At 71.7% G+C, this 25,849-nt stretch carries 25 protein-coding genes; 19 read left to right on the top strand and 6 right to left on the bottom strand.

Annotated features, from left to right (window positions below; translation table 11 throughout):
- From ACQB60_RS25815 to ACQB60_RS25800, 4 genes are all read left to right on the top strand, one after another.
- On the top strand, nucleotides 1-640 hold a 640-nt coding region (locus ACQB60_RS25815), incomplete at its 5' end, for a sensor histidine kinase (protein ID WP_496928496.1).
- Between the two features lie 71 nt (nucleotides 641-711).
- The gene (locus tag ACQB60_RS25810; protein ID WP_496928511.1) at nucleotides 712-1,395 is read left to right on the top strand and encodes a response regulator; all 684 of its coding nucleotides are present in this window, start codon (nucleotides 712-714) and stop codon (nucleotides 1,393-1,395) included.
- A 100-nt stretch (nucleotides 1,396-1,495) separates the two neighbouring features.
- Nucleotides 1,496-1,894 (top strand): OB-fold nucleic acid binding domain-containing protein, encoded by a 399-nt coding sequence (locus ACQB60_RS25805; RefSeq protein WP_384851337.1) that lies wholly within the window; start codon nucleotides 1,496-1,498, stop codon nucleotides 1,892-1,894.
- A 3-nt stretch (nucleotides 1,895-1,897) separates the two neighbouring features.
- Nucleotides 1,898-2,680 (top strand): DUF3159 domain-containing protein, encoded by a 783-nt coding sequence (locus tag ACQB60_RS25800; RefSeq protein ID WP_496928495.1) that lies wholly within the window; start codon nucleotides 1,898-1,900, stop codon nucleotides 2,678-2,680.
- A 75-nt stretch (nucleotides 2,681-2,755) separates the two neighbouring features.
- Here the strand turns inward: ACQB60_RS25800 and ACQB60_RS25795 are convergent, their stop codons facing one another.
- The 4 genes from ACQB60_RS25795 to ACQB60_RS25780 all read right to left on the bottom strand — a co-directional run bounded on the left by ACQB60_RS25795 (nucleotide 2,756) and on the right by ACQB60_RS25780 (nucleotide 4,859).
- A complete protein-coding gene (locus ACQB60_RS25795; protein WP_384844696.1) occupies nucleotides 2,756-3,424 on the bottom strand; it encodes a potassium channel family protein in 669 nt (222 codons plus the stop codon).
- Nucleotides 3,424-4,092 carry a potassium channel family protein gene (locus tag ACQB60_RS25790; protein WP_384844693.1) on the bottom strand — a complete coding sequence of 223 codons (669 nt, stop codon included), beginning with the start codon at nucleotides 4,090-4,092 and terminating at the stop codon, nucleotides 3,424-3,426. Before ACQB60_RS25790 ends, ACQB60_RS25795 begins: the two co-directional genes overlap by 1 nt.
- A gap of 195 nt (nucleotides 4,093-4,287) precedes the next feature.
- Nucleotides 4,288-4,527 carry a hypothetical protein gene (locus ACQB60_RS25785; RefSeq protein ID WP_384844690.1) on the bottom strand — a complete coding sequence of 80 codons (240 nt, stop codon included), beginning with the start codon at nucleotides 4,525-4,527 and terminating at the stop codon, nucleotides 4,288-4,290.
- Nucleotides 4,527-4,859 (bottom strand): ArsR/SmtB family transcription factor, encoded by a 333-nt coding sequence (locus tag ACQB60_RS25780; RefSeq protein WP_384844727.1) that lies wholly within the window; start codon nucleotides 4,857-4,859, stop codon nucleotides 4,527-4,529. Before ACQB60_RS25780 ends, ACQB60_RS25785 begins: the two co-directional genes overlap by 1 nt.
- Before the next feature lie 212 nt (nucleotides 4,860-5,071).
- Between ACQB60_RS25780 and ACQB60_RS25775 the strand changes: the two genes are divergently transcribed.
- From ACQB60_RS25775 to ACQB60_RS25765, 3 genes are read left to right on the top strand one after another with little or no spacing between them, the layout of a single operon-like run.
- Complete coding sequence (locus ACQB60_RS25775) at nucleotides 5,072-7,354, top strand: MMPL family transporter (protein WP_496928494.1); 2,283 nt, start codon at nucleotides 5,072-5,074, stop codon at nucleotides 7,352-7,354.
- A 60-nt stretch (nucleotides 7,355-7,414) separates the two neighbouring features.
- The gene (locus tag ACQB60_RS25770; protein ID WP_496928493.1) at nucleotides 7,415-9,466 is read left to right on the top strand and encodes an APC family permease; all 2,052 of its coding nucleotides are present in this window, start codon (nucleotides 7,415-7,417) and stop codon (nucleotides 9,464-9,466) included.
- Between the two features lie 53 nt (nucleotides 9,467-9,519).
- Entirely contained in the window at nucleotides 9,520-10,908 is a 1,389-nt protein-coding gene (locus ACQB60_RS25765) for a class I SAM-dependent RNA methyltransferase (RefSeq protein ID WP_496928492.1), read from the top strand.
- A gap of 87 nt (nucleotides 10,909-10,995) precedes the next feature.
- Here ACQB60_RS25765 and ACQB60_RS25760 read toward each other — a convergent pair whose 3' ends face one another.
- A complete protein-coding gene (locus ACQB60_RS25760) occupies nucleotides 10,996-12,000 on the bottom strand; it encodes a ketopantoate reductase family protein (protein ID WP_496928491.1) in 1,005 nt (334 codons plus the stop codon).
- Between the two features lie 86 nt (nucleotides 12,001-12,086).
- On the bottom strand, nucleotides 12,087-13,343 hold the full coding sequence (locus tag ACQB60_RS25755; RefSeq protein ID WP_496928490.1) for an ATP-grasp domain-containing protein: 1,257 nt from the start codon (nucleotides 13,341-13,343) through the stop codon (nucleotides 12,087-12,089).
- Nucleotides 13,344-13,540: 197 nt separating this feature from the next.
- Here ACQB60_RS25755 and ACQB60_RS25750 point away from each other — a divergent pair, with 197 nt between their 5' ends.
- The 12 genes from ACQB60_RS25750 to ACQB60_RS25695 all read left to right on the top strand — a co-directional run bounded on the left by ACQB60_RS25750 (nucleotide 13,541) and on the right by ACQB60_RS25695 (nucleotide 25,839).
- A complete protein-coding gene (locus tag ACQB60_RS25750; protein WP_496928489.1) occupies nucleotides 13,541-14,245 on the top strand; it encodes a sensor histidine kinase in 705 nt (234 codons plus the stop codon).
- A 5-nt stretch (nucleotides 14,246-14,250) separates the two neighbouring features.
- Nucleotides 14,251-14,952: a response regulator gene (locus ACQB60_RS25745; protein WP_496928510.1), complete on the top strand. Its 702-nt coding sequence runs from the start codon at nucleotides 14,251-14,253 to the stop codon at nucleotides 14,950-14,952.
- A 257-nt stretch (nucleotides 14,953-15,209) separates the two neighbouring features.
- On the top strand, nucleotides 15,210-16,589 hold the full coding sequence (locus ACQB60_RS25740; protein ID WP_496928488.1) for an LLM class flavin-dependent oxidoreductase: 1,380 nt from the start codon (nucleotides 15,210-15,212) through the stop codon (nucleotides 16,587-16,589).
- A 9-nt stretch (nucleotides 16,590-16,598) separates the two neighbouring features.
- Entirely contained in the window at nucleotides 16,599-17,768 is a 1,170-nt protein-coding gene (locus tag ACQB60_RS25735; RefSeq protein ID WP_496928487.1) for a pyridoxal phosphate-dependent aminotransferase, read from the top strand.
- The gene (locus tag ACQB60_RS25730) at nucleotides 17,758-18,732 is read left to right on the top strand and encodes a 3-methyl-2-oxobutanoate hydroxymethyltransferase (protein ID WP_496928486.1); all 975 of its coding nucleotides are present in this window, start codon (nucleotides 17,758-17,760) and stop codon (nucleotides 18,730-18,732) included. The genes ACQB60_RS25735 and ACQB60_RS25730 overlap by 11 nt, the downstream gene beginning before the upstream one ends.
- Nucleotides 18,729-20,054: a diaminobutyrate--2-oxoglutarate transaminase gene (ectB, locus tag ACQB60_RS25725; RefSeq protein WP_496928485.1), complete on the top strand. Its 1,326-nt coding sequence runs from the start codon at nucleotides 18,729-18,731 to the stop codon at nucleotides 20,052-20,054. The genes ACQB60_RS25730 and ectB overlap by 4 nt, the downstream gene beginning before the upstream one ends.
- Nucleotides 20,051-21,016 (top strand): diiron oxygenase, encoded by a 966-nt coding sequence (locus tag ACQB60_RS25720; protein WP_496928484.1) that lies wholly within the window; start codon nucleotides 20,051-20,053, stop codon nucleotides 21,014-21,016. Before ectB ends, ACQB60_RS25720 begins: the two co-directional genes overlap by 4 nt.
- 1 nt (nucleotide 21,017) lies before the next feature.
- Nucleotides 21,018-22,274 (top strand): MFS transporter, encoded by a 1,257-nt coding sequence (locus tag ACQB60_RS25715; protein WP_496928483.1) that lies wholly within the window; start codon nucleotides 21,018-21,020, stop codon nucleotides 22,272-22,274.
- Nucleotides 22,267-23,007 carry a TSUP family transporter gene (locus ACQB60_RS25710; RefSeq protein WP_496928482.1) on the top strand — a complete coding sequence of 247 codons (741 nt, stop codon included), beginning with the start codon at nucleotides 22,267-22,269 and terminating at the stop codon, nucleotides 23,005-23,007. The genes ACQB60_RS25715 and ACQB60_RS25710 overlap by 8 nt, the downstream gene beginning before the upstream one ends.
- Nucleotides 23,004-23,957, top strand: coding sequence for an NAD(P)-dependent oxidoreductase (locus ACQB60_RS25705; RefSeq protein ID WP_496928481.1), 954 nt, complete (start codon nucleotides 23,004-23,006; stop codon nucleotides 23,955-23,957). Before ACQB60_RS25710 ends, ACQB60_RS25705 begins: the two co-directional genes overlap by 4 nt.
- The gene (locus ACQB60_RS25700; protein ID WP_496928480.1) at nucleotides 23,954-25,327 is read left to right on the top strand and encodes an ATP-grasp domain-containing protein; all 1,374 of its coding nucleotides are present in this window, start codon (nucleotides 23,954-23,956) and stop codon (nucleotides 25,325-25,327) included. Before ACQB60_RS25705 ends, ACQB60_RS25700 begins: the two co-directional genes overlap by 4 nt.
- A complete protein-coding gene (locus ACQB60_RS25695) occupies nucleotides 25,324-25,839 on the top strand; it encodes a flavin reductase family protein (RefSeq protein WP_496928479.1) in 516 nt (171 codons plus the stop codon). The genes ACQB60_RS25700 and ACQB60_RS25695 overlap by 4 nt, the downstream gene beginning before the upstream one ends.
- Nucleotides 25,840-25,849: the final 10 nt, after the last annotated feature.

Below are 25,849 nucleotides of genomic sequence, written 5' to 3'. Positions count from 1 at the left end.
CGCGGTCTCCTCGCTGCGCTCCGACGACGTGGCCTGGTCCGAGGAGGACCAGGCGGAGCTCCTCGAAGGCATCGAGGCCGGCGCCGACCGCCTCGACCACCTCGTCGGCAACCTCCTGGACATGTCCCGCCTCCAGACCGGCACGGTCACCCCGCTCATCCGCGAGATCGACCTCGACGAGGTCGTGCCGATGGCCCTCGGCGGGGTGCCCGACGGCAGCGCCGAGCTCGACGTGCCCGAGACGCTGCCCATGGTCGCCGTCGACAAGGGCCTCCTGGAGCGGGCCGTCGCCAACATCGTCGAGAACGCCGTGAAGTACAGCCCCGAGGACACCCCGGTCCTGGTCTCGGCCAGCGCCCACGGGGACCGGGTCGAGGTGCGCGTGGTGGACCGCGGGCCCGGCGTGCCGGACGAGGCGAAGGACCGTATCTTCGAACCCTTCCAGCGCTACGGCGACGCCCCGCGCGGCTCCGGAGTGGGCCTCGGGCTCGCGGTCGCGCGCGGCTTCGTCGAGGCCATGGGCGGCACGATCAGCGCGGAGGACACCCCGGGCGGCGGGCTCACCATGGTGCTGACCCTGCGCGCGGTGCCGGGCGGCGACCGCAGGCCCGCCGAGAGCGCGGCCGGAGCCGCCACATGACCCCCCGACCCCCCACAGCCCCCCACGTCCCCCTCCCCAGCAACACCGACAAGACGGAAAGGCAGGTCCGCATGACCCGGGTGCTCGTGGTCGACGACGAGCCGCAGATCGTACGCGCCCTCGTGATCAACCTGAAGGCGCGCAAGTACGAGGTGGACGCGGCACCCGACGGCGCGACCGCGCTCCAGCTCGCCGCCGCCCGCCACCCCGACGTGATCGTGCTCGACCTCGGCCTGCCCGACATGGACGGCGTCGAGGTCATCCGGGGTCTGCGGGGCTGGACACGGGTGCCGATCCTGGTGCTCTCGGCCCGGCACAGCTCGGACGAGAAGGTCGAGGCCCTGGACGCGGGCGCCGACGACTACGTGACCAAGCCCTTCGGCATGGACGAGCTCCTGGCCCGGCTGCGCGCCTCCGTCCGCCGGGCCGAGCCCGTCGGCGCGGGCGAGGACGACGTGATCGTCGACACCGACGACTTCACCGTCGACCTGGCCGCCAAGAAGGTCAACCGCGGCGGCCGCGACGTCCGCCTGACCCCCACGGAGTGGCACCTCCTGGAGGTCCTGGTCCGCAACACCGGCCGCCTGGTCAGCCAGAAGCAGCTGCTCCAGGAGGTCTGGGGCCCCTCGTACGGCACGGAGACGAACTACCTGCGGGTGTACATGGCCCAGCTGCGCCGCAAGCTGGAGACGGATCCGGCGCATCCTCGGCACTTCATCACGGAGCCGGGGATGGGGTACCGCTTCGAGCGCTGAGTCTCCGTACGGGCCGTTTCGGTCGGTGATGCCGGGTTCCGGTTCGGGCGGGGACCCGGCGGGTACGTGGCCGTCAGAGCCCCCCGGGTAGGCTTTCTGTATGAGTGCTGTTTCTGGTTCCGCGAAGCCGGCAGGCCGCTTCCGGCGCATGCTCGACCGGCTCTCGTCCTCCCAGGAGGACCTGGAGTCGGAGGAGCTGCGCGAGGACGCGGAGACGGCGGGCTGTACGCGCATCGGCGACTGCCACGACCGCCAGATAGTGACGGTTACTGGTACCTTGCGCACGGTCACTCTGCGGCCACGCGCCGGGGTCCCGGCCCTTGAGGCGGAGCTCTTCGACGGCTCCGCCGCACTGGACGTGGTGTGGCTCGGCAGGCGTTCCATCGTGGGCATCGAACCGGGGCGCAAGCTGATCGCGTCCGGCAGGGTCTCGATGAGCCGGGGCCGCCGGGTGCTCTTCAACCCGAAGTACGAACTCAGACCGCTCGGACGGGAGTAGCCGGTGACGTCCCTCGACAAGCAGCCGACGGACCACGGGAGCACGGACCAGGACGGCGCGCCTTCGGGGGCGGACTCCAGAACCGTCACCGAGGCCGCGCTCTTCGAAGCCTTCGGCGGCGTGCGGGGCATGGTGGAGACGGTCGTTCCCGGCCTGCTCTTCGTCACGATCTTCACGGTCAACAAGGACCTGCACATGTCGGCCATCGCGGCCCTCGCGGTGTCCCTGGTGCTCGTCGTGGTCCGCCTGGTCATGAAGGACACCGTGAAGCACGCCTTCAGCGGTGTCTTCGGCGTCGCCTTCGGCGTGGTCTTCGCGATGATGACCGGCAACGCCAAGGACTTCTACCTGCCGGGCATGCTGTACACGCTCGGCCTGGCCCTGGCGTACATCATCACGACGCTCGCGGGCGTGCCCCTGATCGGCCTGATCCTCGGCCCGGTCTTCAAGGAGAACCTCTCCTGGCGCACCCGCAACCCCGGCCGCAAGAAGGCGTACGCGAAGGCGAGTTGGGCCTGGGGCCTGATCCTGCTCGCGAAGTGCGCGATCCTCTTCCCGATGTACTGGTGGGCCGACACCACCAAGTTCGGCTGGGTCCTCATCGCCCTGAAAATCCCGCCGTTCCTGCTCGCCGTCTGGCTGACCTGGGTCTTCCTGGCGAAGGCGCCCGCGCCGATCGACGTCTTCGCCGAGATGGAGGCCGCCGAGAAGGCGGAGGAGGAGCGGAAGGCCGCCACCGCTGCCGCGGGGGACGGTCAGGGTGCGCGGCACCGCCGTGAGACCTGAGCCTCTTCGACCGTACGAAGAGTGGGGGCGTCCGGAACCATCCGGGCGCCCCCACTCACGTAACTGCGGCTACACCTACGCCTCGCGCCGCACCGACAGCAGGTCCTCCAGCTGCTCCTCGCGGGCCTGTGCGGCCACGAACAGGAGCTCGTCGCCCGCCTCCAGCGAGTCCTCGCGGGTGGGGGCGAGGACGCGGGTGCCGCGGATGATGGTGACCAGCGAGGTGTCCTCGGGCCACTCGACGTCCCCGACCTGGGTGCCCGCGAGGGCGGACTCGGGCGGGAGCGTGAGCTCGACGAGGTTGGCGTCGCCGTGACTGAAGCGGAGCAGGCGCACCAGGTCGCCGACGCTCACCGCCTCCTCAACCAGGGCCGACATCAGGCGCGGGGTCGAGACGGCGACGTCCACGCCCCACGACTCGTTGAACAGCCATTCGTTCTTGGGGTTGTTGACGCGGGCGACGACCCGCGGGACCCCGTACTCGGTCTTCGCGAGCAGGGAGACGACGAGGTTGACCTTGTCGTCACCGGTGGCCGCGATGACCACGTTGCAGCGCTGCAGCGCCGCCTCGTCCAGCGACGTGATCTCGCAGGCGTCGGCGAGCAGCCACTCGGCCTGCGGGACGCGCTCGACCGAGATGGCGGTCGGCGCCTTGTCGATGAGCAGGATCTCGTGCCCGTTCTCCAGGAGCTCACCGGCGATGGAACGGCCCACCGCACCGGCTCCGGCAATGGCGACCCTCATCAGTGACCGCCTTCCTCGGGGCCCTCGGCGAACGCCGCTTCGACCTTGCTGACCTCGTCGGTGCGCATCATCACGTGCACCAGGTCGCCCTCCTGCAGCACCGTCTGCGACGTCGGCAGGATCGCCTCGCCGAGCCGGGTCAGGAAGGCGACGCGCACGCCGGTGTCCTCCTGCAGCTGGCTGATCTTGTGGCCGATCCAGGACGGCGCGGTGTGCACCTCGGCGAGCTGGACGCCGCCGGTGGGGTCGCGCCACAGCGGCTCGGCGCCGGACGGGAGGAGGCGGCGCAGCATCTGGTCGGCGGTCCAGCGGACCGTGGCGACCGTGGGGATGCCCAGGCGCTGGTAGACCTCGGCGCGGCGGGGGTCGTAGATGCGCGCCGCCACGTTCTCGATGCCGAACATCTCGCGGGCCACGCGGGCGGCGATGATGTTGGAGTTGTCGCCGCTGGAGACGGCGGCGAAGGCCCCGGCCTCTTCGATGCCGGCCTCGCGCAGCGTGTCCTGGTCGAATCCGACGCCGGTGACCCGGCGTCCGCCGAAGCCGGAGCCCAGGCGGCGGAAGGCGGTGGGGTCCTGGTCGACCACGGCGACCGTGTGCCCCTGTTGTTCCAGGGTCTGGGCAAGAGCGGAACCCACTCTTCCGCAGCCCATGATGACGATGTGCACGACCGTCCTTCCGGCTGTGTCAATACTTTGTGCTCAGGCTGAACGGTAAAAGCGTCTCAGACCGAGCCCCAAGCTACACACGCGCGGTCCGCCGACGGCACCCCCGTGCAGCTCCGGTTGCGCACCGGAGGCGGCCGACCCCGCTCGGCGACGCCGGGACGGTGTCCGTGCCGCTTGGCGCGTTGCTCGGTCCCCTCAGTCCACGCTGAGCAGGAGCTTCTCCAGGGCCTTGACCTGGTGGCTCATCTCCACGAGCTGGAGCTTGGTCGCCTCCTGCTCCGTCCGGGCGCGCTCCACCACCACGCGGTACTGCTCCATGGCGTCGGCCCACTGCCGGTCCCGCTCGCGATTGCGCAGCGACTGGAAGTACGCGACGGCCACGACGGCGCCGGCGAGTATGAGGAAGAAAGCGACCGGGATGATCACGTCGTCCATCAGGGCGTCCCCTTGTCTGAGTGCTGTCCGGGCGTGCCCGCTGGATCCTGGCGGACGGCCGCGGTGATCGCAGCCACGTTCAACTGCACGTCGAACGGTGCCAGTTCGAAGTATTTGAGGGCCTTGCCGTCCTCGGAGAGCGCCAGGTTCCCGGTCACCAGACCGGCCTTCTCCAGGCGCTCCAGGTGCATGTAGAGCAGCGGCCGGGACACGCCGAGCCGGCGCGCCAGCTCGCTGACGTAGAGCTGGCCGTCCGCGAGTTCGTTGATGATCCGGATGCGCTGCTCATGGCCCACGGCGGCGAGAAAGGCCAGCAGCTCGGTGCTGTCCATGGTCTCGTCCGCCTCGCCCACCGCTCGCCCTCGCGCTTCTCCGGAACCTGTCAGCCAAGGCTTACGCATGGCGGGTTTCGCTGTCAATCCACGTCAGCCCTGACGTCCGGCCCCGACGCCCCCGAAAGATCTCAGGGTTGACGGTCCGAACCTTCACCTGTCAGCCTCCACTTACATGTAAGTCCGAACTGACACATGAAACGCGGGAACGAATGAGGGGCGGGGCTGTGAGAGCGGTGACGAGGAAGCGGTCGGCCACGGTGCGCGTGGCGCGGTGGAGCGCGCTGCACCCGGGGCGCGCGATCGTCGGGTGGCTGGTGTTCGTGGTGCTGTGCCTGGCGGGCGGGATGGCACTGGGGACGAACTCCGCGACGTCGGCGGACTTCGGTGTCGGCGAGGCGGGGCGCGCCGAGGCCATGGCGACGGAGGGCGGCCTGCAGACCAGGTCCACGGACCAGGTGGTGATCCGAGCCAGGTCGGGGCCGCTGGACCAGACGGCGGCCCGGGAGGTGGCGCGGGACGTCACCGCCCGGATGAAGAAGCTGCCCGAGGTCGCCGGGGTGGAGGCCCCGGTGCGCTCCGCCAATGGCAAGGCGCTGCGGGTGCAGGTGGCCCTCACGGGCGAGGAGCAGGACGACCGGATGAAGGTCCCCGCGCTGCTCGACGTGACCGAGAAGGTGCAGCGGGCCCACCCGGACCTGGTCGTGGAGGAGGCCGGGAACGCCTCGGTGAGCAAGGGCGTCGAGGACCAGCGCGACGACGACCTCGCGTTCTCCGAGAAGATCACCCTGCCCATCACGCTGATCACGCTGGCCCTGGTCTTCGGCTCCGTGGTCATGGTGGGCGTGCCGCTGCTGCTCGCGATCACCTCGATCATGGCGGCCATGGGGCTGTCGATGGTCGCCTCGCACCTGGTGCCGGACACCGGCGTCGGGATGAGCATGATCCTGCTGATCGGCATGGCCGTCGGCGTCGACTACACGCTCTTCTACCTCAAGCGCGAGCGTGAGGAGCGGGCCCGCGCGGGCGGGCGGCTGAGCTCCGAGGCGCTGGTGGAGGCCGCCGCCGCGACGGCGGGCCGGGCCATCGTGATGTCGGGCCTCGCCGTGGCCGTGTCCACCGCGACGCTCTACCTCGCCGACGACGTGATCTTCTCCTCGCTCGCCACCGGCACCATCCTCGTCGTGGCCGTCGCCGTGGTCAGCTCCGTGACCGTGCTGCCCGCGCTCCTCGTCCGGCTCGGACGGAGCGCGGAGCGCCGGTCGGCCCGCCGCGCCGCCAAGGGCAAGCCCCCGAAGCCGTACGCGAAGAAGGGGGAGATGCGGAACGGCAAGGTGTGGACGGCGCTCCTCGCCCCGGCCCGCAAGCACCCCGCGGCCACGCTCCTGGTCTCCGTCCTGGCCATGGTCGGGCTCGCCCTGCCCGCCCTCGACCTGCACCTCAAGGACCCGTCGCGGGACAGCTTCTCGCGCGAGATCCCGGCGATGAAGGAGTACGACAAGCTCCTCGCCGACTTCCCCGACCTGCGCATCCGGCACCAGATCGTGGTGCGCGCCGACGCCTCGAAGTCGGCCGTGGTCGACCGCCAGCTGCGCGAGCTCGACCGCAAGACCCAGGCCGACCCGCTCTTCGCGCACCATGCGGGCGAGCCGCGGATCCGCAGGTCCGACGACCGCCGCGTCACCACCCTCGAGGTGTTCGCGCCGCACGTGACGTACTCGAAGAAGGCCACCGAGTCGCTCGACCGCATCCGCGAGGACTATGTGCCGGTCACGGTCGGCGCGGTGGCCGGCGCCGAGACCGCCGTCACCGGCGACGTCCCGCGCGGCATCGACTACGTCGCCCACCAGAACGAGAAGATGCCGCTCGTCCTCGGGCTGCTGCTCCTGGTGACCTTCGTGATGACGGTCCACACGTTCCGCTCCGTGGTGCTCGGGCTGCTCGGCGCCGTGCTCAACCTGCTCTCCGCCGCCTCCGCGCTCGGGCTGCTCGTCCTGGTCTTCCAGGGGAGCTGGGCCGAGGGGCTGCTCTCCTTCGTGTCGCTCGGCGGGATCTCCTCGCGGGTGCCGCTCTTCCTCTTCGTGATCCTCTTCGGGCTCTCGATGGACTACCAGGTCTTCGTGGTCAGCCGGATCCGGGAGGCGGCGCTGAACGGGGTACCGACGCGGCAGGCGGTCCTGGACGGCATCGCCTCGTCCGCGAAGGTCGTGACCAGCGCGGCGCTCGTCATGGTCACCGTCTTCGCGAGCTTCGTGATGCTGCACATCCTGGAGATGAAGCAGATGGGCTTCGTGCTCGCCGCGGCCGTGCTGCTCGACGCGTTCGTGATCCGCGTCATGATCCTGCCCGCGGCGCTGTTGCTGCTCGGCGAGCGGACCTGGTGGCCCTCGCGCGCGGTGCGGCGCGCCAGTGAGCGTCTGACCAGGCAGTTCGCGACTCCGGTCGCCGCCGAGGAGCGTCCGCTCTCCGGATACGGCGCCCCGGACCACCGCTGAATCGAGCAGTTGGGGGAGCGGGGTGGGCGGCGCCCGGAGGGAACGCTTACGATCCTCTGCGTGTCCAAACTGACCGACGTGCCCAAACGGATCCTCATCGGGCGCGCCCTGCGCAGCGACCGGCTCGGCGAAACGCTTCTGCCCAAGCGCATCGCGCTTCCCGTGTTCGCGTCCGACCCGCTGTCCTCCGTGGCGTACGCGCCGGGCGAGGTCCTCCTCGTCCTGTCCATCGCGGGTGTGTCGGCGTACCACTTCAGCCCCTGGATCGCCGTCGCGGTCGTGGTGCTGATGTTCACCGTCGTCGCGTCGTACCGGCAGAACGTGCACGCGTATCCGAGCGGTGGTGGCGACTACGAGGTCGCCACCACCAACCTCGGTCCCCGGGCCGGGCTCACCGTCGCCAGCGCCCTGCTGGTCGACTACGTCCTCACCGTCGCCGTCTCGATCTCCTCGGGCATCGAGAACCTGGGCTCCGCGGTCCCCTTCGTGGTCGAGCACAAGGTGCTCTGCGCGGTCGCCGTCATCGTGCTCCTGACGCTGATGAACCTGCGCGGCGTCAAGGAGTCCGGGAAGCTCTTCGCCATCCCCACGTACGTCTTCGTGGCGGGCGTCTTCATCATGATCGCCTGGGGTGCCTTCCGCGGCCTCGTCCTCGACGACACCATGAGGGCCCCCACCGCGGACTACGAGATCAAGCCGGAGCACCAGGGCCTCGCGGGCTTCGCCCTCGTCTTCCTCCTGCTGCGCGCCTTCTCCTCCGGCTGTGCCGCGCTCACCGGCGTCGAGGCCATCTCCAACGGCGTCCCGGCCTTCCGCAAGCCCAAGTCGAAGAACGCCGCGACGACCCTCGCGCTCATGGGCGGCCTCGCCGTCACCATGTTCTGCGGCATCATCGCGCTCGCCATGGTCACCAAGGTCCGCATGGCCGAGAACCCGGCCCACGACCTGGTCCACAACGGCTCGCCGGTCGGCTCGGACTACGTGCAGAACCCGGTGATCTCACAGGTCGCCGAGGCCGTCTTCGGCAACGGCAGCTTCCTGTTCATCATCCTCGCCGCCGCCACCGCGCTGGTCCTCTTCCTCGCGGCCAACACGGCGTACAACGGCTTCCCGCTGCTCGGCTCGATCCTGGCGCAGGACCGCTACCTGCCGCGCCAGCTGCATACCCGCGGCGACCGGCTCGCCTTCTCCAACGGCATCGTGCTGCTCGCGGGCGCGGCGGCCCTGCTCGTCGTCATCTACGGCGCCGACTCGACCCGTCTGATCCAGCTCTACATCGTGGGCGTGTTCGTCTCGTTCACGCTCAGCCAGACCGGCATGGTCCGGCACTGGAACCGGCACCTGCGCACCGAGACGAGCCCCGACAAGCGCCGCCACATGATCCGCTCCCGCGCGATCAACACCTTCGGCGCCTTCTTCACCGGCCTCGTCCTGGTCGTCGTCCTCGTCACGAAGTTCACCCACGGCGCCTGGGTCGCGCTGCTCGGCATGGTGATCTTCTACGCGACGATGAGCGCGATCCGCCGCCACTACGACCGCGTGGCCGAGGAGATCGCCGCCCCCGAGGGCCCCTCCGACGACAGCGTGCGCCCCTCGCGGGTCCACTCCATCGTCCTCGTATCCAAGATCCACCGCCCGACGCTCCGTGCCCTGGCCTACGCGAAGCTGATGCGCTCCCACACGCTGGAGGCCGTCAGCATCAACGTCGACCCGGCCGAGACGAAGGCGCTCAAGGAGGAGTGGAACCGGCGGCACATCGACGTGCCGCTGAAGATCCTCGACTCGCCGTACCGCGAGATCACGCGCCCGATCATCGAGTACGTGAAGGGGCTCCGCAAGGAGTCCCCGCGCGACGCGGTGTCCGTGATCATCCCGGAGTACGTGGTCGGCCACTGGTACGAGCACCTGCTGCACAACCAGAGCGCGCTGCGCCTCAAGGGCCGCCTGCTCTTCACCCCCGGCGTCATGGTGACCTCCGTCCCCTATCAGCTGGAGTCGTCCGAGGCGGCGAAGAAGCGGGCCCGCAAGAGGTCGGAGTGGAACGCTCCGGGCTCGGTGCGACGCGGGCCGGTGGAGAAGCAGCGGGCGAAGGAGCCGAGCAAGCCCGCGTAGACTGGTCGGTCGTTGTCCGACCGCCCCCTCTCACGTAGTGGAGTCACCCCGCCATGCAGGCAGAACCGAAGAAGTCGCAGGCGGGGTCGCGGGCCGAGTCGTCGGCCGAGTCGTCGGCGGGGGAGAAGAAGTCGCTGGTCGGGGCGGAGTACGAGGTCGAGGTCGGCCCCGTCGCGCACGGCGGCCACTGCATCGCCCGTACGTCCGAGGGACAGGTCCTCTTCGTACGGCACACCCTGCCCGGCGAGCGGGTCGTGGCCCGGGTGACCGAGGGCGAGGAGGGCGCGCGCTTCCTGCGCGCCGACGCGGTGACCGTCCTGGACGCCGCCAAGGACCGGGTCGAGGCCCCCTGCCCGTATGCCGGCCCCGGCCGCTGCGGCGGCTGCGACTGGCAGCACGCGAAGCCGGGCGCCCAGCGCCGCATGAAGGGCGAGGTCATCGCCGAACAGCTGCAGCGCCTCGCGGGCCTCACGCCCGAGGAGGCGGGCTGGGACGGCACCGTCATGCCGGCGGAGGGCGACAAGCTCCCCGCGGGCGAGGTCCCCGCCTGGCGCACGCGCGTGCAGTACGCGGTCGACGCGTCGACCGGCAAGGCGGGCCTGCGCCGCCACCGCTCGCACGAGGTCGAGCCGATCGAGCACTGCATGATCGCCGCGCCCGGAGTGACCGAGCTGGGTGTGGAAGAGCGCGACTGGACCGGCATGGAGTCGGTCGAGGCGATCGCGGCGAGCGGCTCCCAGGACCGCCAGGTGATCCTGACCCCGCGTCCGGGCGCGCGCCTTCCGATCGTCGAACTGGACAAGCCCGTCTCGGTGATGAGGGTGGGGGAGAAGGACGGAGGAGTCCACCGCGTCCACGGCCGTCCCTTCGTCCGCGAGCGCGCCGACGGCCGCACCTACCGCGTCGGCAGCGGCGGCTTCTGGCAGGTCCACCCGAAGGCCGCCGAGACGCTGATGCTCGCGGTGATGCAGGGCCTCACGCCCCGCAAGGGCGAGACGGCCCTCGACCTCTACTGCGGCGTCGGCCTCTTCGCGGGTGCCCTCGCCGACCGCGTGGGCGACAAGGGCGCGGTCCTCGGCATCGAGTCCGGCAAGCGCGCCGTGGAGGACGCCCGCCACAACCTCGCCGCCTTCGACCGGGTCCGCATCGAGCAGGGCAAGGTCGAGGCGGTCCTGCCGCGCACCGGGATCACGGAGGTCGACCTGATCGTCCTGGACCCGCCGCGCGCGGGCGCGGGCAAGGCGACGGTGCGGCATCTGTCGGGGCTGGGTGCGCGGAGGATCGCTTATGTGGCGTGTGATCCGGCGGCGCTGGCGCGGGACTTGGGGTACTTCGCCGAGGGTGGGTACAGGGTGCGGACGCTGCGGGCGTTCGATCTGTTCCCGATGACGCATCACGTGGAGTGCGTGGCGATTCTGGAGCCTGCGGAGAAGAGTCGCTAGCCCGCCGGTCGAGAAGGCCCGTCAGCTCCTCGGCCGAGAAGGCCCGTCAGCTTCTCGGCCGAGAAGGCTCGCTGAGCCGCTCGCCCCTCAGCCGAGGACACCCCCGGCGGCCGTCTCGAGCAGTTCCTCGGCCGTCACTTCGCCCGGCTTTCGGTTCAGGCGGGTGCTGTGGCGGGCGGCGCGCTGCAGGGTTGCGTTCACCGGGGTGGGGACGCCGTGTTCGCGGCCGAGCAGCACCATCTCGCCGTTGAGGTAGTCCGTCTCGATCGAGCCCGCGCCGCGGGCCAGGCTCTGCCAGGTCGAGCTGCGGGCGCGTGCGCCGGGGATCGGCTGCGGATCGACCGTGCCGCTGCGCAGCTCGGTGAGCTCGGCTCCGCTCGCGTAGGCGATGCCCGCGGCGTCGAGGACCGCCGCGCCCTCGGCCTTCACCCGGGCGACCAGGTCCTGCGCGGCGGCGTCCGAGGCCGAGCCGCACACGGCCTCGACCACGTTGGCGAGGTTGCCGAGGAGCTTGCCGTACTTCCAGCGCATCACGTCCTTCGCCACCGGGGCAAGGAAGTTGGCCTTCTCCAGGTCGTCCGCGATGCGGCGGGCGGTGTCGTCGGAGCCGGATCCGTAGCGGCCGATGACCAGGGCGCCGGTGTACGGGCCGCAGGGCGCGACGACCTCGCCCGGGTTCAGGTGGCTGCTGGGCAGGATCACGCAGACGCCGTACACCTCGCGGAAGCGGCGCAGCGCCAGGCGCTCGTTCTCGACGCCGTTCTGGGCGCAGACCAGAGGCAGGCGTTCGCCCGCGGTGCCGCCGCCCGCCACCGGCCGCGTGGCCCATGCGTCCAGGGCGGCCACGCTGTCCTGGGTCTTGACGGCCAGGACGAGGACGTCGTCGGCGCGCAGCTCGACGTCCTCGGGACCCACCACGACCGGCACGTCCAGGGTGAGCGTGCCGGTGGGGACCGTGAGGCGCAGCCCGTTGTCGCGCAGCGCCTCGAAGTGCGCGCCGCGGGCGACCAGGACGACGGGCAGGCCGCTTTCGTGCAACCGGCCCCCGATCGAACCGCCGACCGCTCCGGATCCGATGATGATGTAGCGCATTCCGCTTCCGCTCCCTGGCTCTGCGCACTCGCCGCGGCGAGCTCGATCTGTTGTCGCGAGCTTGATCTATTGTCAGTTGTCCGTTGTCAGGCGGGGGTTGCCAGGTCGTCCTCGTCAGGGCGTCCGGTCCACCGCACCCCCGCCGCGTACCACCGGGCGAGCTCCGCCGCGTGCCGCTCGACCTCCTGGTCGTCCGTGCCCGTCAGGACGTAAGCGGCCAAGTAGTGGGCCGACTTGACGCCGCCTTGGTAGGTCGCGCCCACCGTGGCCCGCAGGCGTTCCTCCACCACGAAGGGCGGGGGATCCTCGGGCAGGGCCGCGAGCGTGCCCCGTTCCGGGTAAAAGACGACCCAGCCCGCGCTCCGTCCGGGCGCGACGCCATGGATCCTGGCATCGGTCAGGGAGTCCGGGGCGACCTGGGCGCGGAACCACTGTTCGTCGAGGTCGAAACCGGTGGCGGCGCGGACGGTGGGGTTGGTCAGTGCGCCGCCGGTCCTGCTGCCGACCTCGCACAGCACGAGGCGGTCGTCGGGCGTGTGCCAGACCTCCAGGTGGAAGGTGGTGCACTCGGGGGTGGGCAGTGCGTCGAGGACCTTGAGCGCGTAGGTGATCAGGCGGGCCGTCAGGGGGTGGTCGCGGGTGAGCTGGGCCGAGCCCAGGTAGATCCCGTCGTGGAAGGACAGGCAGTCGTTGAGGTAGCGCGAGACGAACGTGGCGACCGGTGCGCCCGCCGCCACCAGGCCGTCCACCACGTACATCTGCCCCTCCACGAACCGCTCCACCTCGGCGTGTTCGGGCAGGCCGTCGGCGAGGAGGCGGGTCAGGTCCGCGGGGCCGTGCAGGACGCGGGTGCCGGTGGAACCGGAGCCCAGGGCCGGTTTCACCACCACGGGGTAGCCGTGCTCGCCGATGAAGCCGAGCAGGTCGAGGACCACGCGTATCGGGGCGAACTCCGGTACTTCCAGGCCGCTTTGCCGCGCCAGCGTCTTCATGTGGATCTTGTCGCGGAACGCGAGGGTGCTGGCGAAGTCCTGGCCCGGCACACCGAGGAGCTCCCGCAGCCGGGCGGCGCGCAGCAAGTCGCTCTCCATGCGGGCGATCACGGCGTCGGGCGGCATGCGGGTGGCGAGATCCAGGGCGGTCCGCTCCGCCTCGCCGCCCTCGCGGTAGTCGGGGACGGAGACGGCGTCCGGCACGTGCCGGTACTGCGGGAATTTGGCCTCGGAGACCAAAAGGTGCGGCCGTACGCCCGTATCAGCGCCCCACTTGTCGTACGGGGTGTCCGCGTAGTCGCTGTCCACAAAGGCCAGAACTCGCCGTTCCGCTCCCGATTCCACCAGCACCTCCCAGGGCTCCTGAAAAGCACGCACCAAGGCGCGTGCGGGATCAAGGCTAGGTGCGTGAGCCCAGGTCAGGGCGGTCTTCGGACATACCTTGGCTTTACCTCGGAAAGATTGTTCTGCTCATTCTGACCAGGTAGGAAGAGCAAGGAACTCAAGATCTTGGTCTTGCGCATGTACTGGCCATGTATGGGGGGAAGTTGAAGAACCAACGGATTCTCGCCGCGACCGCGACATCACCGGCTCGTGACCACGAACTGGCGAATTACCTGCACACCCTCGCAGGGCTGCTGGATCTGGAAATGTACGCGCGGGCACGGCAGTTCGTGGCGGAGCTCTCCGGTGAACTCGCGCCGCAGCGCGCGCCGGAGCCCGAGCCGCCGCGGGAAAGACCGTCGGAGCCGCTCCTGCGCGCCCTTCTCGCCGGAAAGCGGGCGGCCGCCGCCGAGCGGGGCGTCACCCTCCGGATCGCCGACAGGCCGCCACCACCGTCCCGCCCCGCCGTCGACCCGCGCGACCTGGTGACGGTGCTCGGCAACCTCATCGACAACGCGGTCGACGCGGCGGCCGCGCACCCGGCGGCCTCACGCACGGCGGCCCCGCACTCGGCCGCGAAGCCCTTCGCCGAGGTCGGCATGTGGTCGGAGCCCGGTGCCACGGTGCTGAGCGTCGCCGACAACGGGCCCGGTGTGCCCGCCGCCCTGCGCACGGCGGTGTTCCGCGAGGGCTGGTCGACGAAGAAGGCGCCGCCGCACCGTGGCCGGGGAGTCGGCCTCACGCTCGTCGACGGCGTCGCGCGGCGCTACGGCGGATCGGTCCGGCTCGGTGAACGGCCGGGCGGCGGGGCCGTGTTCACGGTCCGGCTGCCCCGGAACCTGCCCGTGGCCGCGGGAGCCGCGCCGTGAGCGCAGTGATCGACGTGCTGGTCGTGGACGACGACTTCTACGTCGCCGAGGTCAACTCCGCCTATGTGTCCCGGATTCCGGGATTCCGTGTCGTGGGCCGGGCCCACACGGCCGCCGAGGCGCTGCGGGCCGTCGAGCGCGGCAGCGTCGATCTGCTGCTGCTCGACCACTACCTCCCCGACGAGGACGGGATCGAGCTGGTGCGCAGGCTCCGCCGCCTCGGCCACGAGACCGACGTCATCATGATCTCGGCGGCCCACGGGGCGGAGCTCGTCCGCTCGGCGCTGCGCAACGGCGTCCTGCAGTACCTGGTCAAACCGTTCAGTTTCGCGGCGCTGCGGGCCAAGTTGACGTCGTACGCGCAGATGCGGAACCGCCTCGACCGCTTCGACTCCCTGGGGCAGGGCGAGGTGGACGAGATCTTCGGCGCGCTCCACACGCCGGTCCACGCGGAGGCGCCGCCCAAGGGCTACTCGGCGGCGACCACCGAGAGCATCCGCGACGTGCTGCTCGGAGCCGGCAAGGCGCTGTCCGCGCAGGAGGTCGCCGACCTCACCGGAGTGAGCCGCTCCACCGCTCAGCGCTACCTCAAGCACCTCCAGGAGCGCGGCAGCGTCCAACTCGCCCTGAAATACGGGGGTGCGGGCCGCCCCGAGCACCACTACGAGCCCGCGCACGGCGTCTCCCGCACGCGCCGTCCCCGCTAGCGTCCCCCTGAGCGCCCCCACCACGAGGGTGCCCTCCGTCCGCGTCGTCACCCGGCCCCGCACCGCTTCCCGAAGGTGCGGGGCCGCGCCGTCGCGACCCTGCCACCGGACCGTTGCGCCGCGGTCGTCAAAAGGAGCAGAAGGAGCTTTCCGCGGTTAAGCCACAGTGCACGCAGAACCGTGTCCGCACTCCGCGGCTGATCTAGTGTCCGACTCGATCCAAAGCCCCTCACCTGCAAGGACACCGGAGACCTGCCATGGGCGTGACACGCCGTACGCTCCGTCTGGGAGCCTTTCTCCTTTCCCCCGGCTATCACGTGGCCTCCTGGCGGCACCCCACGGCCCCCGCGGACGGCGGCCATGACTTCGCCCACTACCGCGAGCTCCTGCACACCGCCGAGCGCGGCAAGTTCGACATGTTCTTCGTCGCCGACGGGGTGGGCATCCGCACCCCGTACCGCAACGCCGACGACCTGAGCCGCTGGGGCCGCTTCCTCCAGTTCGACCCGCTGACGCTGCTGTCCGCCCTCGCCGTGCACACCACGCACATCGGCCTCGCGGCGACCGCGTCGACGACGTACAACGAACCGTTCCACATCGCGCGGAAGTTCGCCTCGATCGACCACCTCAGCGCGGGCCGGGCCGCCTGGAACATCGTCACCTCGGTGACGGACGCCGAGGCGAAGAACTTCAACCGCGACTCCCAGCCCGACCATGGCTCGCGCTACCACCGGGCCAGGGAGTTCATGGAGGTCGTCACCGGCCTCTGGGACAGCTGGGACGACGACGCGTTCGGTTACGACAAGGAGTCGGGGCGCTACTTCGACCCCGACAAGCTGCACGTGCTCGACCACAAGGGCGAGCACTTCTCGGTGCGCGGCCCCCTCAACGTGGCCCGCTCGCCGCAGGGTTACCCCGTGCTCATCCAGGCCGGCGCCTCCGCGGACGGCCAGGACTTCGCCGCCCGCTGGGCCGAGGTGATCTTCACCGCCGCCCAGAACCTGGACGAGGCACAGAAGTTCTACCGCGGCATCAAGCAGCAGGCCGCCGCCTACGGGCGCGACGCCGACCAGCTGAAGGTGATGCCCGGCCTCTTCCCCGTGATCGGCCGCACGCGCGCCGAGGCCGAGGACAAGTACGCCGCACTGCAGGAACTGGTCGACCCCGTCGTCGGGTTGGGCCTGCTCACGCAGCTCCTCGGCGACATCGACATCTCCGGCTTTCCCCTGGACGAGCCGCTGCCCGAACTGCCGCCCACCCAGGGCAGCACCAGCCGCCAGCAGCTCGTCTACGACAAGGCGCGCCGCGAGGGCCTGACGATCAGGGAGCTGTACCAGTCGCTGACCGGCGGCCGCGGCCACCGCATCGTCATCGGCACCCCCGAGGACGTCGCCGACCTCATGGAGGAGTGGTTCACCGGCGAGGGCGCCGACGGCTTCAACGTCATGCCGCCCGTGCTCCCCGAGGGCCTGGACGACTTCGTCGACCTCGTGGTGCCCGAACTGCAGCGCCGCGGCCTGTTCCGCACCGAGTACGAGAGCACCACCCTGCGCGGAAACCTCGGCATCGACCGGCCCGCACGGGGCGCGGCGGCCGAACTCCCGCCCGGCACGGGCCCGTTCCACGTCCAGAAGTGAGTACCTCTCATGCCGTCGTTCGGTAGAACCCTCCATCAGATACCGCCCTCCCCGCTGGTGACCGTCGACCGGCTGCTGCGCTCCGGCGCGCACGCCGAGCCGGTCCCGCTGCAGCAGGGCAAGACCGTCTTCGAGCCGTGCGCGCGCCCCGGCACCTGGGACCGCGCCGAGTTCGGGATCGCGGCCCACGAGCACGCGCCGCCCGCCGGAGTGCCCGCCCTGCGCTCCGCGTTCGCCGATGCGGCGAGCGCGCGCCGGGGCACCGCCGTCGACCCCGGGCAGATCCTGGTCACGAGCGGCGCCACCCACGCCATCGCGGTGACCCTGCACGCGATCCTGACCCCAGGCGACGAGGTCCTCATCCTCTCCCCGCAGTGGCTGTTCGCCACCGGCCTCGTGTGGGCGGCCGGCGGGACGCCGCGCGAGGTGCCGGTCTTCCTGGAGCTCAGCGAGGACCCGGACTTCGACTTCATCGCGGAGATCGAGCGGGCCGTGGGCCCGCGCACCCGCGCGATCTACTTCAACAACCCCAACAACCCGACGGGCTTCCGCCTGGACGAGCGGGCCCTGGGCGCGCTCACCGAACTCGCCGCACGCCACGACCTGTGGCTGATCGCCGACAACGCGTACGAGAACTACGACTTCAGCGACGGCGGCTTCCTCGACGCGGCGACCGTTCCCGGCGCCGCCGAGCGCACCTTCTCGGTGCACAGCTGCAGCAAGACGTACGCGATGCCCGGCGCCCGCGTGGGCCATCTGATCTCGCCGCCCGGCGCGGAGGAGATCCTCACGAAGTGGTCGCTGCACACGCTGTATTCGGTGTCCACGGCCGCGCAGTACACCGCGTTCCGTGCCCTCGCCACCCCCGCCGACGAGCTCGCCCGGCGCCGCGCGGAGGCGGAGCGCGCCTGGCATCTCGCCGACGGCGCCCTGGAGATCCCGCACACCCGCATCACGGGCGGGCTCTACACCTTCCTCGACCTCTCCCGGTACGGCGACGGCGAGGAGTTCGTGCGGCGCTGCGCCGAGGCCGGGGTGGGACTCGCGCCGGGCCGGGTGTTCGGCGCCCACTGCGAGGGCTGGGCCCGGCTCTGCTTCACCGCCGCGCCCGAGGAGCGGGTCGTGGACGCCATCGGCCGTATCAACAAGATCTATGGGGAGGGCGGCCATGACCGTTGACACCTTCGCGGCCAGGCCGGGCGCGGCGTCCGCGCTGGCCCCGTACCTGCACAGGTACGACAGTCCGGCACAGCTCGGGCTCAAGATCAACGCCTATCGGGGCTACGAGGTGGAGGGCCTCGCCGAGGCGCTGCGCGCACCGGATCTGCAGGGCGCCCCCGTCGAGTGCGTGATGGTCGGCGACTCGTACTTCATGACCCACCTGGGCCGCGGCGGCACCACGCTGACCGGCGCCGACGAGCAGGAGTGGGGCCTGGCCACCCTCATCGGCCTGGTGGCCGAGGTGCGCAAGGCGTTGGACGCCGAATTCCCTTCGGACAGGCGGCCGTTCCTGCTCGCCGACCTGCCGGACGGGACGACGCACAGCCCCGCCACGGCCCGCGTCGCCGCCGACCGGTTCCTCGCGGCGGGCGCGGACGCGGTCAAGATCGAGGTGGCGGGCGAGGGCGAGTTCGACTGCATCGAGGCGGTGGCCGCGACCGGCACGCCCACCCTCGCCCACCTCGGCTACACCCCGCAGAGCGGCGGCCTGACCCGGCACGGCGACGCCCTGGACGGCGCCCTCGCGCTCTTCGCGCAGGCCCGCAGGGCCCGCTCCGCGGGCGGCTGCGGACTGATCGTCGAGATGGTCAGCGAGGCCGTGAACCAGGCGCTCAGCCGCCCGCACCCCGAAGGCCTGCCGCTGTACTCGGTGTTCAGCGGCCGGGCCCGCTGGGGCGGCCAGAGCCTCAACCTGTGGGACGCCGTCGTGCGCCCGGTGCCCGGCGGCCGCTACTTCCCGCCGACCCCGGTGATCGACGCGGCCGAGGTGCCGGAGCGCTACACCCCCGAGCTGATCGCCGACCGCATGCGCGAGCTGGTGCGGCTCAGCCTCGCCGGCTGGTTCCCGCTCTCCCCGCGCACCGCCCTGACCCCCCGAGAGACGGCCGAGATCACCGGCATCGACCCCTGGAGTGCCTCATGACCACCGCCGAACCGGTCGCCGCGCAAGCCGTGACCCCCGGATCGGACACAGCCGTCTTCGACGAGCTCGAATCGGCCGTACGCACCTACTGCCGGCGCTTCCCCGCCGTCTTCACCCGGGCCTCGGGCCACCGGATGTGGGACGCCGACGGCCGCGAGTACATCGACTTCCTGTCCGGCGCGGGCGCGCTGAACTACGGCCACAACCCGGCCGAGGTGCGCGCCGCCCTCATCGACTACCTCCAGGCCGACGGACCCGTCCACGGCCTCGACCTGCACACCGGCGCCAAGGCCGCGTTCCTGCACCGCTTCCGCGAGGTGGTGCTCGCGCCGCGCGGGCTCGACCACCGGGTGCAGTTCACCGGGCCGACCGGCACCAACGCCGTCGAGGCGGCCTTCAAGACGGCCCGCAGGGTCACCGGACGCACCGACGTCATCGCGTTCACCGGCGGCTTCCACGGCCTCTCGCTCGGCGCGCTCGCCGCGTCCGCCACCTCGTTCAAGCGCGGCGCCGCGGGAGTGCCGCTCGGCCACGTCACGCGGATGCCCTACGAGGGGTACGCGGGCGAAGGCGTCGACACCATCGACTACCTGACCCGGATGCTCGACGACCCGGGCAGCGGCGTCGACCTGCCCGCGGCCTTCGTGGTGGAGACCGTGCAGGGCGAGGGCGGCCTCTCCGCGGCGAGCGCGCCGTGGCTGCGCAGGCTCGCCGACGTCGCCCGCGAGCGCGGCATCCTGCTGATCGTCGACGACATCCAGGCGGGCTGCGGGCGCACCGGCACCTTCTTCAGCTTCGAAGAGGCGGGCATCGTCCCGGACCTGATCTGCCTGTCCAAGTCCATCAGCGGCTTCGGCCTGCCCATGGCCCTCGTCCTGGTCCGCCCCGAGCTCGACCAGCTGGGCCCCGGCGAGCACAGCGGCACCTTCCGCGGCAACAACCTCGCCTTCGTCACCGCCACGGCGTGCCTGGAGCGCTGGGCCGACGCGTCCTTCACCGACCAGGTGCGGCGCAACGCCGACGACTTCGCGTACCAACTGTCCAAGCTCGCCGCCCAGTTCACCGAGCTGGGCTGCACGGTGCGCGGCCGGGGCCTGATCCGCGGACTCGGCTTCACCGACCCGTCCCTCGCCGACCGGGTCTCGCGGGCGGCCTTCGCGCGCGGGCTGCTCGTGGAGACGTCCGGGGCCACCGGCCAGGTCCTCAAGATCATGCCGCCGATCGTGGCGGACGCCGACGACCTCGCACCCGGCCTCGCCCTGCTGGCCGACGCCATCACCGCGGCCGCACAGGACGCCGCAGACGAAGGGGAGTTGCGTTGAGCATCACCGAGCACGAGCACACCGTCGAGGACGGGTTCGACCACATCGACGAGACCGTGTTGCGCCGGATCGCCGACTCCTGGCCCCGGCGCGCCACGATCCGCACCGACCTGGACCAGATATCCGAGCCGGAGGAGTACGACGAGCGGCTGCCGGACTACCCGGAGCGGCTGCTGCCGTTCGCCGACCACCCGCTGTACCTCGCGGCCACGCCCGAGCAGCGCCAGAAGGTCCTCACCATGGCCTGGCTCGTCTACAACGAGCGGGTCATCGCGGCCGAGGAGTACGTCGCCAACCCGACCTTCGCCATGATCATGCACGGCGCCTTCCCCGGTGCCGACAGCGTCCAGCTCAAGCGCGCCGTCCAGCAGACGCACGTGGACGAGGTCTGGCACACGTACATGCACATGATCGCGATGCAGCGCACCCGCGAGGTCCGGCAGATCACCGGCGAGCCCGCCTACCCGCACACCGTCACCTACCGCCGCCTCCTGGAGGCCGACGCGCAGGCGTCGGAGCGCTGGGAGCGCGACCTGCTGAAGCTGGTGTGGACGACGGTCTCGGAGATCAGCGTCAACGCCTATCTGGAGCTGCTCTCCCGCGACAGGACCGTCCAGCCGCTGCACGCCCTGGTGCCCCGGCTGCACGCCCGCGACGAGTCCGCGCACTCCTCCGTCATGGTCGAGGTCGCCAAGGCGCTGTACGTGCACATGAACACCGAGCAGCGCCGCTCCTTCGTCGACTCGCTGCCCAAGGCCCTGCACGCCTTCGTGGAGCAGGACTTCGCGGTGTGGCCCGGCATCCTGAAGGCGGCGGGCTTCGAGAAGGCCGAGGAGATCGTCGAGGACTGCCGCCGCCAGGCCGGCACCGGCCTGCTGGTGCGCGACTTCTCCGGGGTACGGCGCATCGTGCGCGAGATGGAGCTCGAGGACCAGGTCGACTTCGACTTCGGGACCGAGTGACGTGAAGCTCACCGCGGGCGGCCGCAGGCTCGCCGCCGCAGCCCTCGTCCAGTCGCTCGGCATCGGCCTGTTCATGGCGAGCTCCATGGCCTACTTCACCCGGCAGGTGGACCTCTCCGCGAACCAGGTGGCCTCCGGGCTCGCCCTCGCCGGTGCCGTGGCCCTGGGGATCTCGCTGCTCGGCGGGGTCCTCGCCGACCGGTACGGGGCGCGGCGGGTGCTCGCCGCCGTGTACCTGGGGCGGGGTGTGTGCTGCGCGGCGTACGTCTTCGTCACGGACTTCTGGCAGTTCATGGTGGTCACGCTGTGCGCGGTGGCCTGCGACAGGGCGGGGCCGCCGGTGCTCCAGGCCCTGGTCGCCGTGGCCGTGCCGGAACGCCAGGAGCGCACGAGGCTGCTCGCGGTGGTCAACGTCGTACGCAACTGCGGCCTCGGGGTCGGCGCGATGGCGGCGGGCGTCGCCCTCGCCAGCGACACCCAGGCCGCCTACCGGGTCACGCTGTTCGCCATCGGACTCGCCTTCCTGGGCGGTGCGGTGCTCGTGCTGCGGGTGCCCGAGCCGGCCGCGTCCGCGGTCGAATCCGCACCGAGGACAGCGGCTGAACAGCCGGTCAGAAGACGGGTGTTGCCCGACGCGCGCTATCTGGCGCTGACCGGCCTCAACTTCCTGCTGTTCTTCTTCGACACCATGCTGCTCGTCGCGATGCCCGTGTGGATCCTGGAGCACACGGACGCTCCACGGGTCACCGTGTCCGTGCTGTTCGCGCTGAACACCGTGCTCGTCGTGGTGCTGCAGATCCCGGTCAGCAAGCTGGCGACGAGCCAGCGGCGCACCACGCGGATGCTGACCTGGACGGGCGCCGTGCTCGCGGTGAGCAGCCTGTGCTTCGCCGCGTCCGGCTCCGCCGGGGGCGGGCCCGCGGTGGTGTGGCTGGCCGCCGCAGTGGTGACGCTGTCCCTGGCCGAGGTGATCGCCAACTCCGCGGTGTGGGACCTGTCCATCGCGCTGGCCCCCGAGGAGCAGCGCGGGCGCTATCTGTCCGTCTTCAACCTCAGCGTGGCCGGACAGCGGGTCCTCGGGCCCGTGCTGGTCACCGGACTGCTGCTCGGCTCGGGGGCGCTCGGCTGGGTGGCGGCCGCCGCGGTGCTCGTGGCGGCGGGCGGCGCGGCCGAGCGGGTCGCCCGCGCGGCCGGGGAGCGGATGCACGCGGGGGGTACGGGGGGTACGGCGGGTACAGGGGTGCCCGTCGATGCCTGAACTGCCCGTCCTGGCCTGTGCGTCCGCCGCGGTGTTCCTCGGCGCGCTGGTCCAGGGCAGCCTGGGAGTGGGCCTCGCCCTGGTGTCGGCGCCGGTGGTGCAGATCGCCACGCCGGACCTCATGCCGGGGTCGCTGCTGCTCGTCGCCGCCGTCCTGGCCGCGCTCGGGGCGGTCAGGGAGCTCTCCCACACCGACTGGTACGGCGTCTCCTGGGCGCTGGCCGGGCGGATCGCGGGCACGGCGGTGGCCTCGTACGTGATCCTCGTGGTCTCGGGGCCGGCGCTCGACCTGCTCTCGGCGGGCATCACCCTGGGCGTCGTCTCCCTCCTCGCCCTCGACCCGGCCAGGCTCGCCAGGAACCGGGGCACGCTGATCGCCTCCGGTGCCGTGGCGGGTCTGACCGGGACGACGTCGTCCATCGGCGGGCCGTTCATCGCGCTCGTCTACCACCAGGAGCCGGGGCCCACGGTCCGCGGCACCCTCGGGGTCTTCTACACGGCGGGGACGCTGCTCTCGCTCGGCTCCCTCACCGCCGTCGGCCGGCTGTCGGGCGAGCAACTGGCCTTCGGGGCACTGCTGTTGCCCGCCGTGGTGGCCGGCTTCGCGCTGTCGGGGCCGGTCCGGCGGCAGGTGGACGAGAGCGGCCGGATGCGCGCCGCGGTGCTCGCCCTGGCCGTCGCCGCGGCGCTCGTCCTGATCGTCCGGGGGCTGGTCGCCATCTCCACGGGATGAGAGCGGCGGTACGCGCCCGGAGCGTGCCGCGGCACAGGCACCGAGAACTGAGCACACGTACAAGAAAGGAACGGATCATGCGGGTGGGCATTGCGGGACTGGGGTCGATGGGCGGAGGGATGTGCCGCCGCCTCGCGGAGCGCGGATTCGACGTCGTCGCGTACGACGCCGACGCGGGCGTCGCCGCGGCGGCCGCCGAGCACCCGGGCGTGCGCGCGGCGGAGTCCGTCGCGGACCTGGCCGCGCCGGTGGTGGTCACCATGCTGCCCGACGGTGCGGCCGTCCGGCAGGTCACCGACGAGCTGCTCCCGCACCTCGCCGCGGGCTCCCTGATCGTCGACACGGGCTCCTCGGCGCCCGAGGACACGCTGGACCTCGGCCGCGCCGCCGCCGCGCACCGAGTGGCCGTGGTGGACGCGCCGGTCTCCGGTTCCCCGGCCGCCGCGCGCGCGGGCGAGCTGACGCTGATGGCCGCGGGCGAACCCGGCGACGTGGAGCGGGCGGAACAGGTGCTCGGCGCGCTCGGCAGGGTGTACCGGGTGGGCCCCGCGGGCGCGGGCCACGCGCTGAAGGCGCTCAACAACCTGCTCTCCGCGGTCAATCTGGCCGCGGTCGCCGAAGTGATGCTCGCCGGGCGGGCGTTCGGCCTCGAACCCGCGGCGATGCTGGAAGTGATCAACGCGTCCACGGGCCGCAACCACGCCTCGCAGACCAAGCTCCCCGACCACGTCCTGCCCGGCACCTTCGACTCGGGCTTCGCGCTGCGCCTGATGCTCAAGGACATCCGCATCGGCACGTCGCTGCTCGACTCCGCGGGCGGCCCCGCCGCCTTCGGACACGCCTGCCGGGATCTGTGGGAGAAGGCGCACGACGAGCTGCCGGCGGGCGCCGACAACGTCGAGGTCGTGCGCTGGCTGGAGAACGCATCGGGACGGGAGCTGCGCGCATGACGCACGCATACGAGAACGAGAACGAGCACGAGGCAGCGCGCATGACGCACGGGAACGAGCACGGGAACGAGCACGAGAAGCACGAGAAGCACGAGAACGCACCGCGGATCGCGGTCATCGGCGGCCAGGTCGCCACCCTGAAGAAGGCGCGGCAGGCCGGCTTCGACATCGTCTGGGTGTACGGCCCGCACGAACTCGACCCGGCGGGACTGGAGTTGGTCACCGAGGCCCACCTCACGGACTACCGCGACCCGCAGGCCGTCACGGACCTCCTCGCCGCCGTGCACCGGCACCGGCCGCTGGCCCGGGTCATCTCGATGATCGAGGACGGCCTGGAGTCGGCGGCGGCCGCGACGACGGCGCTCGGCCTGCCGGGCACCGGCCTCGACACCGTCCGCGTGCTGCAGGACAAGCTGGCCTTCCGGGAGCTGCTCGCCGAGCGGGGCATCGAAGGGGTCGCCGCCCGCCTCGGGCACGACGAGGCCGACATCCGCGCCTTCGTCGACGCCTTCGGACCCGCGGTGATCAAGCCCAGGTTCGGCTCGGGAAGCCTGGGCGTGCGCCTCGTGGACGGACCCGGCGCGGTCGCCGAAGTCGCCGCCTGGGCAGCGGAGTTCGGGCTGCACACGTTCATCATGGAGCAGTATCTGCGGGGGCCCGAGTTCAGCGTGGAGGCGTTCAGCTTCGCGGGCGAGCACGTGGTCGTCGCGTACACGGCCAAGGAGAAGCTGGACTCGTTCGTCGAGGTCGGGCACGTCCAGCCGGCGGCCCTCGACGCGGACACCACGGCCCGCGTCGCGTCGCTCGTCGCCAGGATGCTGGACGCCGTGGGCGTCGAGGACGGCCCCTCGCACTCGGAGGTGATCCTCACCCCGGACGGCCCGCGCCTCGTGGAGTCCCACAACCGGCGCGGCGGCGACCGGATCGCCGACCTGGCCACCGAGGTGTACGGGACCGACATCGACGCGCTGGCCTTCCTCTGGTACGCGGGCCGCACCGCGCCCCTCACGCCGGGCCCGGCACGGTGCGGCGGCGCCATCCGCTTCCTGACCGCGGAGCCGGGCGTCGTCGAGTCCGTCACCGGAGCCGACGAGGTGCGCGCCGATCCGCGGGTGGTGATGCTGCAGCTCTCCGTCGCGCCCGGTGACACGGTGGCCCCCATCGCCTGGTCGTACGACCGGTCGGGCCTGCTCATGGTCCGGGGCGACTCGGCCGACGAGGCGCGCGCCCTGGCCCGCGAACTGGCCGACCGGATCAGCATCAAGACCCGGCCCGACCCGGCCGCGGCGGGCGCATCCCGCTCCATCGCGGCCGTGGCGCCCCGGCCCGAACGGCTGCTCGGCACCACGCCCTCCGGGACGGAGCAGTGACCACCGCGGCGCCCACGGTCGGCGCGGCCCGGCTGCGCACCGCACTGCGCGGGCACGCCTCCGGGGTCGCCGTGCTCACCGCGGCCGCGCCCTCGGGCCCCGCCGGGGTGACGATCACCTCCTTCACCTCGGTGAGCGCCGAACCGGCGCTCGTCTCCTTCGCGCTCGCCGAGACGTCCTCGACCTGGGCGAGGATCAAGGACTGCCAGAGGTTCGGGATCCAGCTGCTCGGCGCCGACCAGCGCGACGTGGCCGAGCGGTTCGCGGCCACGGACGTCGACCGGTTCGCGCCGCCCACGCGCTGGCACACCGGCCCGCACGGGGTGCCGCTGCTCGACGACTGTGCCGCGTGGCTGGTCGCCACGCGGCACCGTCAACTCACGCTGGGAGACCACGAGTTGATCGTCTGCGCCGTGGAGCACGTACGGACCGGCTCCCCGCGCGGCAGCCTGGTCCATCTGCACGGGGGCCTGCACGCCGCTCCGGGGACACCTTCCGCCCCGAGACCCTGAGGCGGCCGTG

This window comes from Streptomyces odontotermitis (assembly GCF_050510915.1).
Taxonomy (GTDB): Bacteria; Actinomycetota; Actinomycetes; order Streptomycetales; family Streptomycetaceae; genus Streptomyces.
Note: the sequence above shows the minus strand (reverse complement) of the source record. Positions and strands in the feature narration are given on the sequence as shown.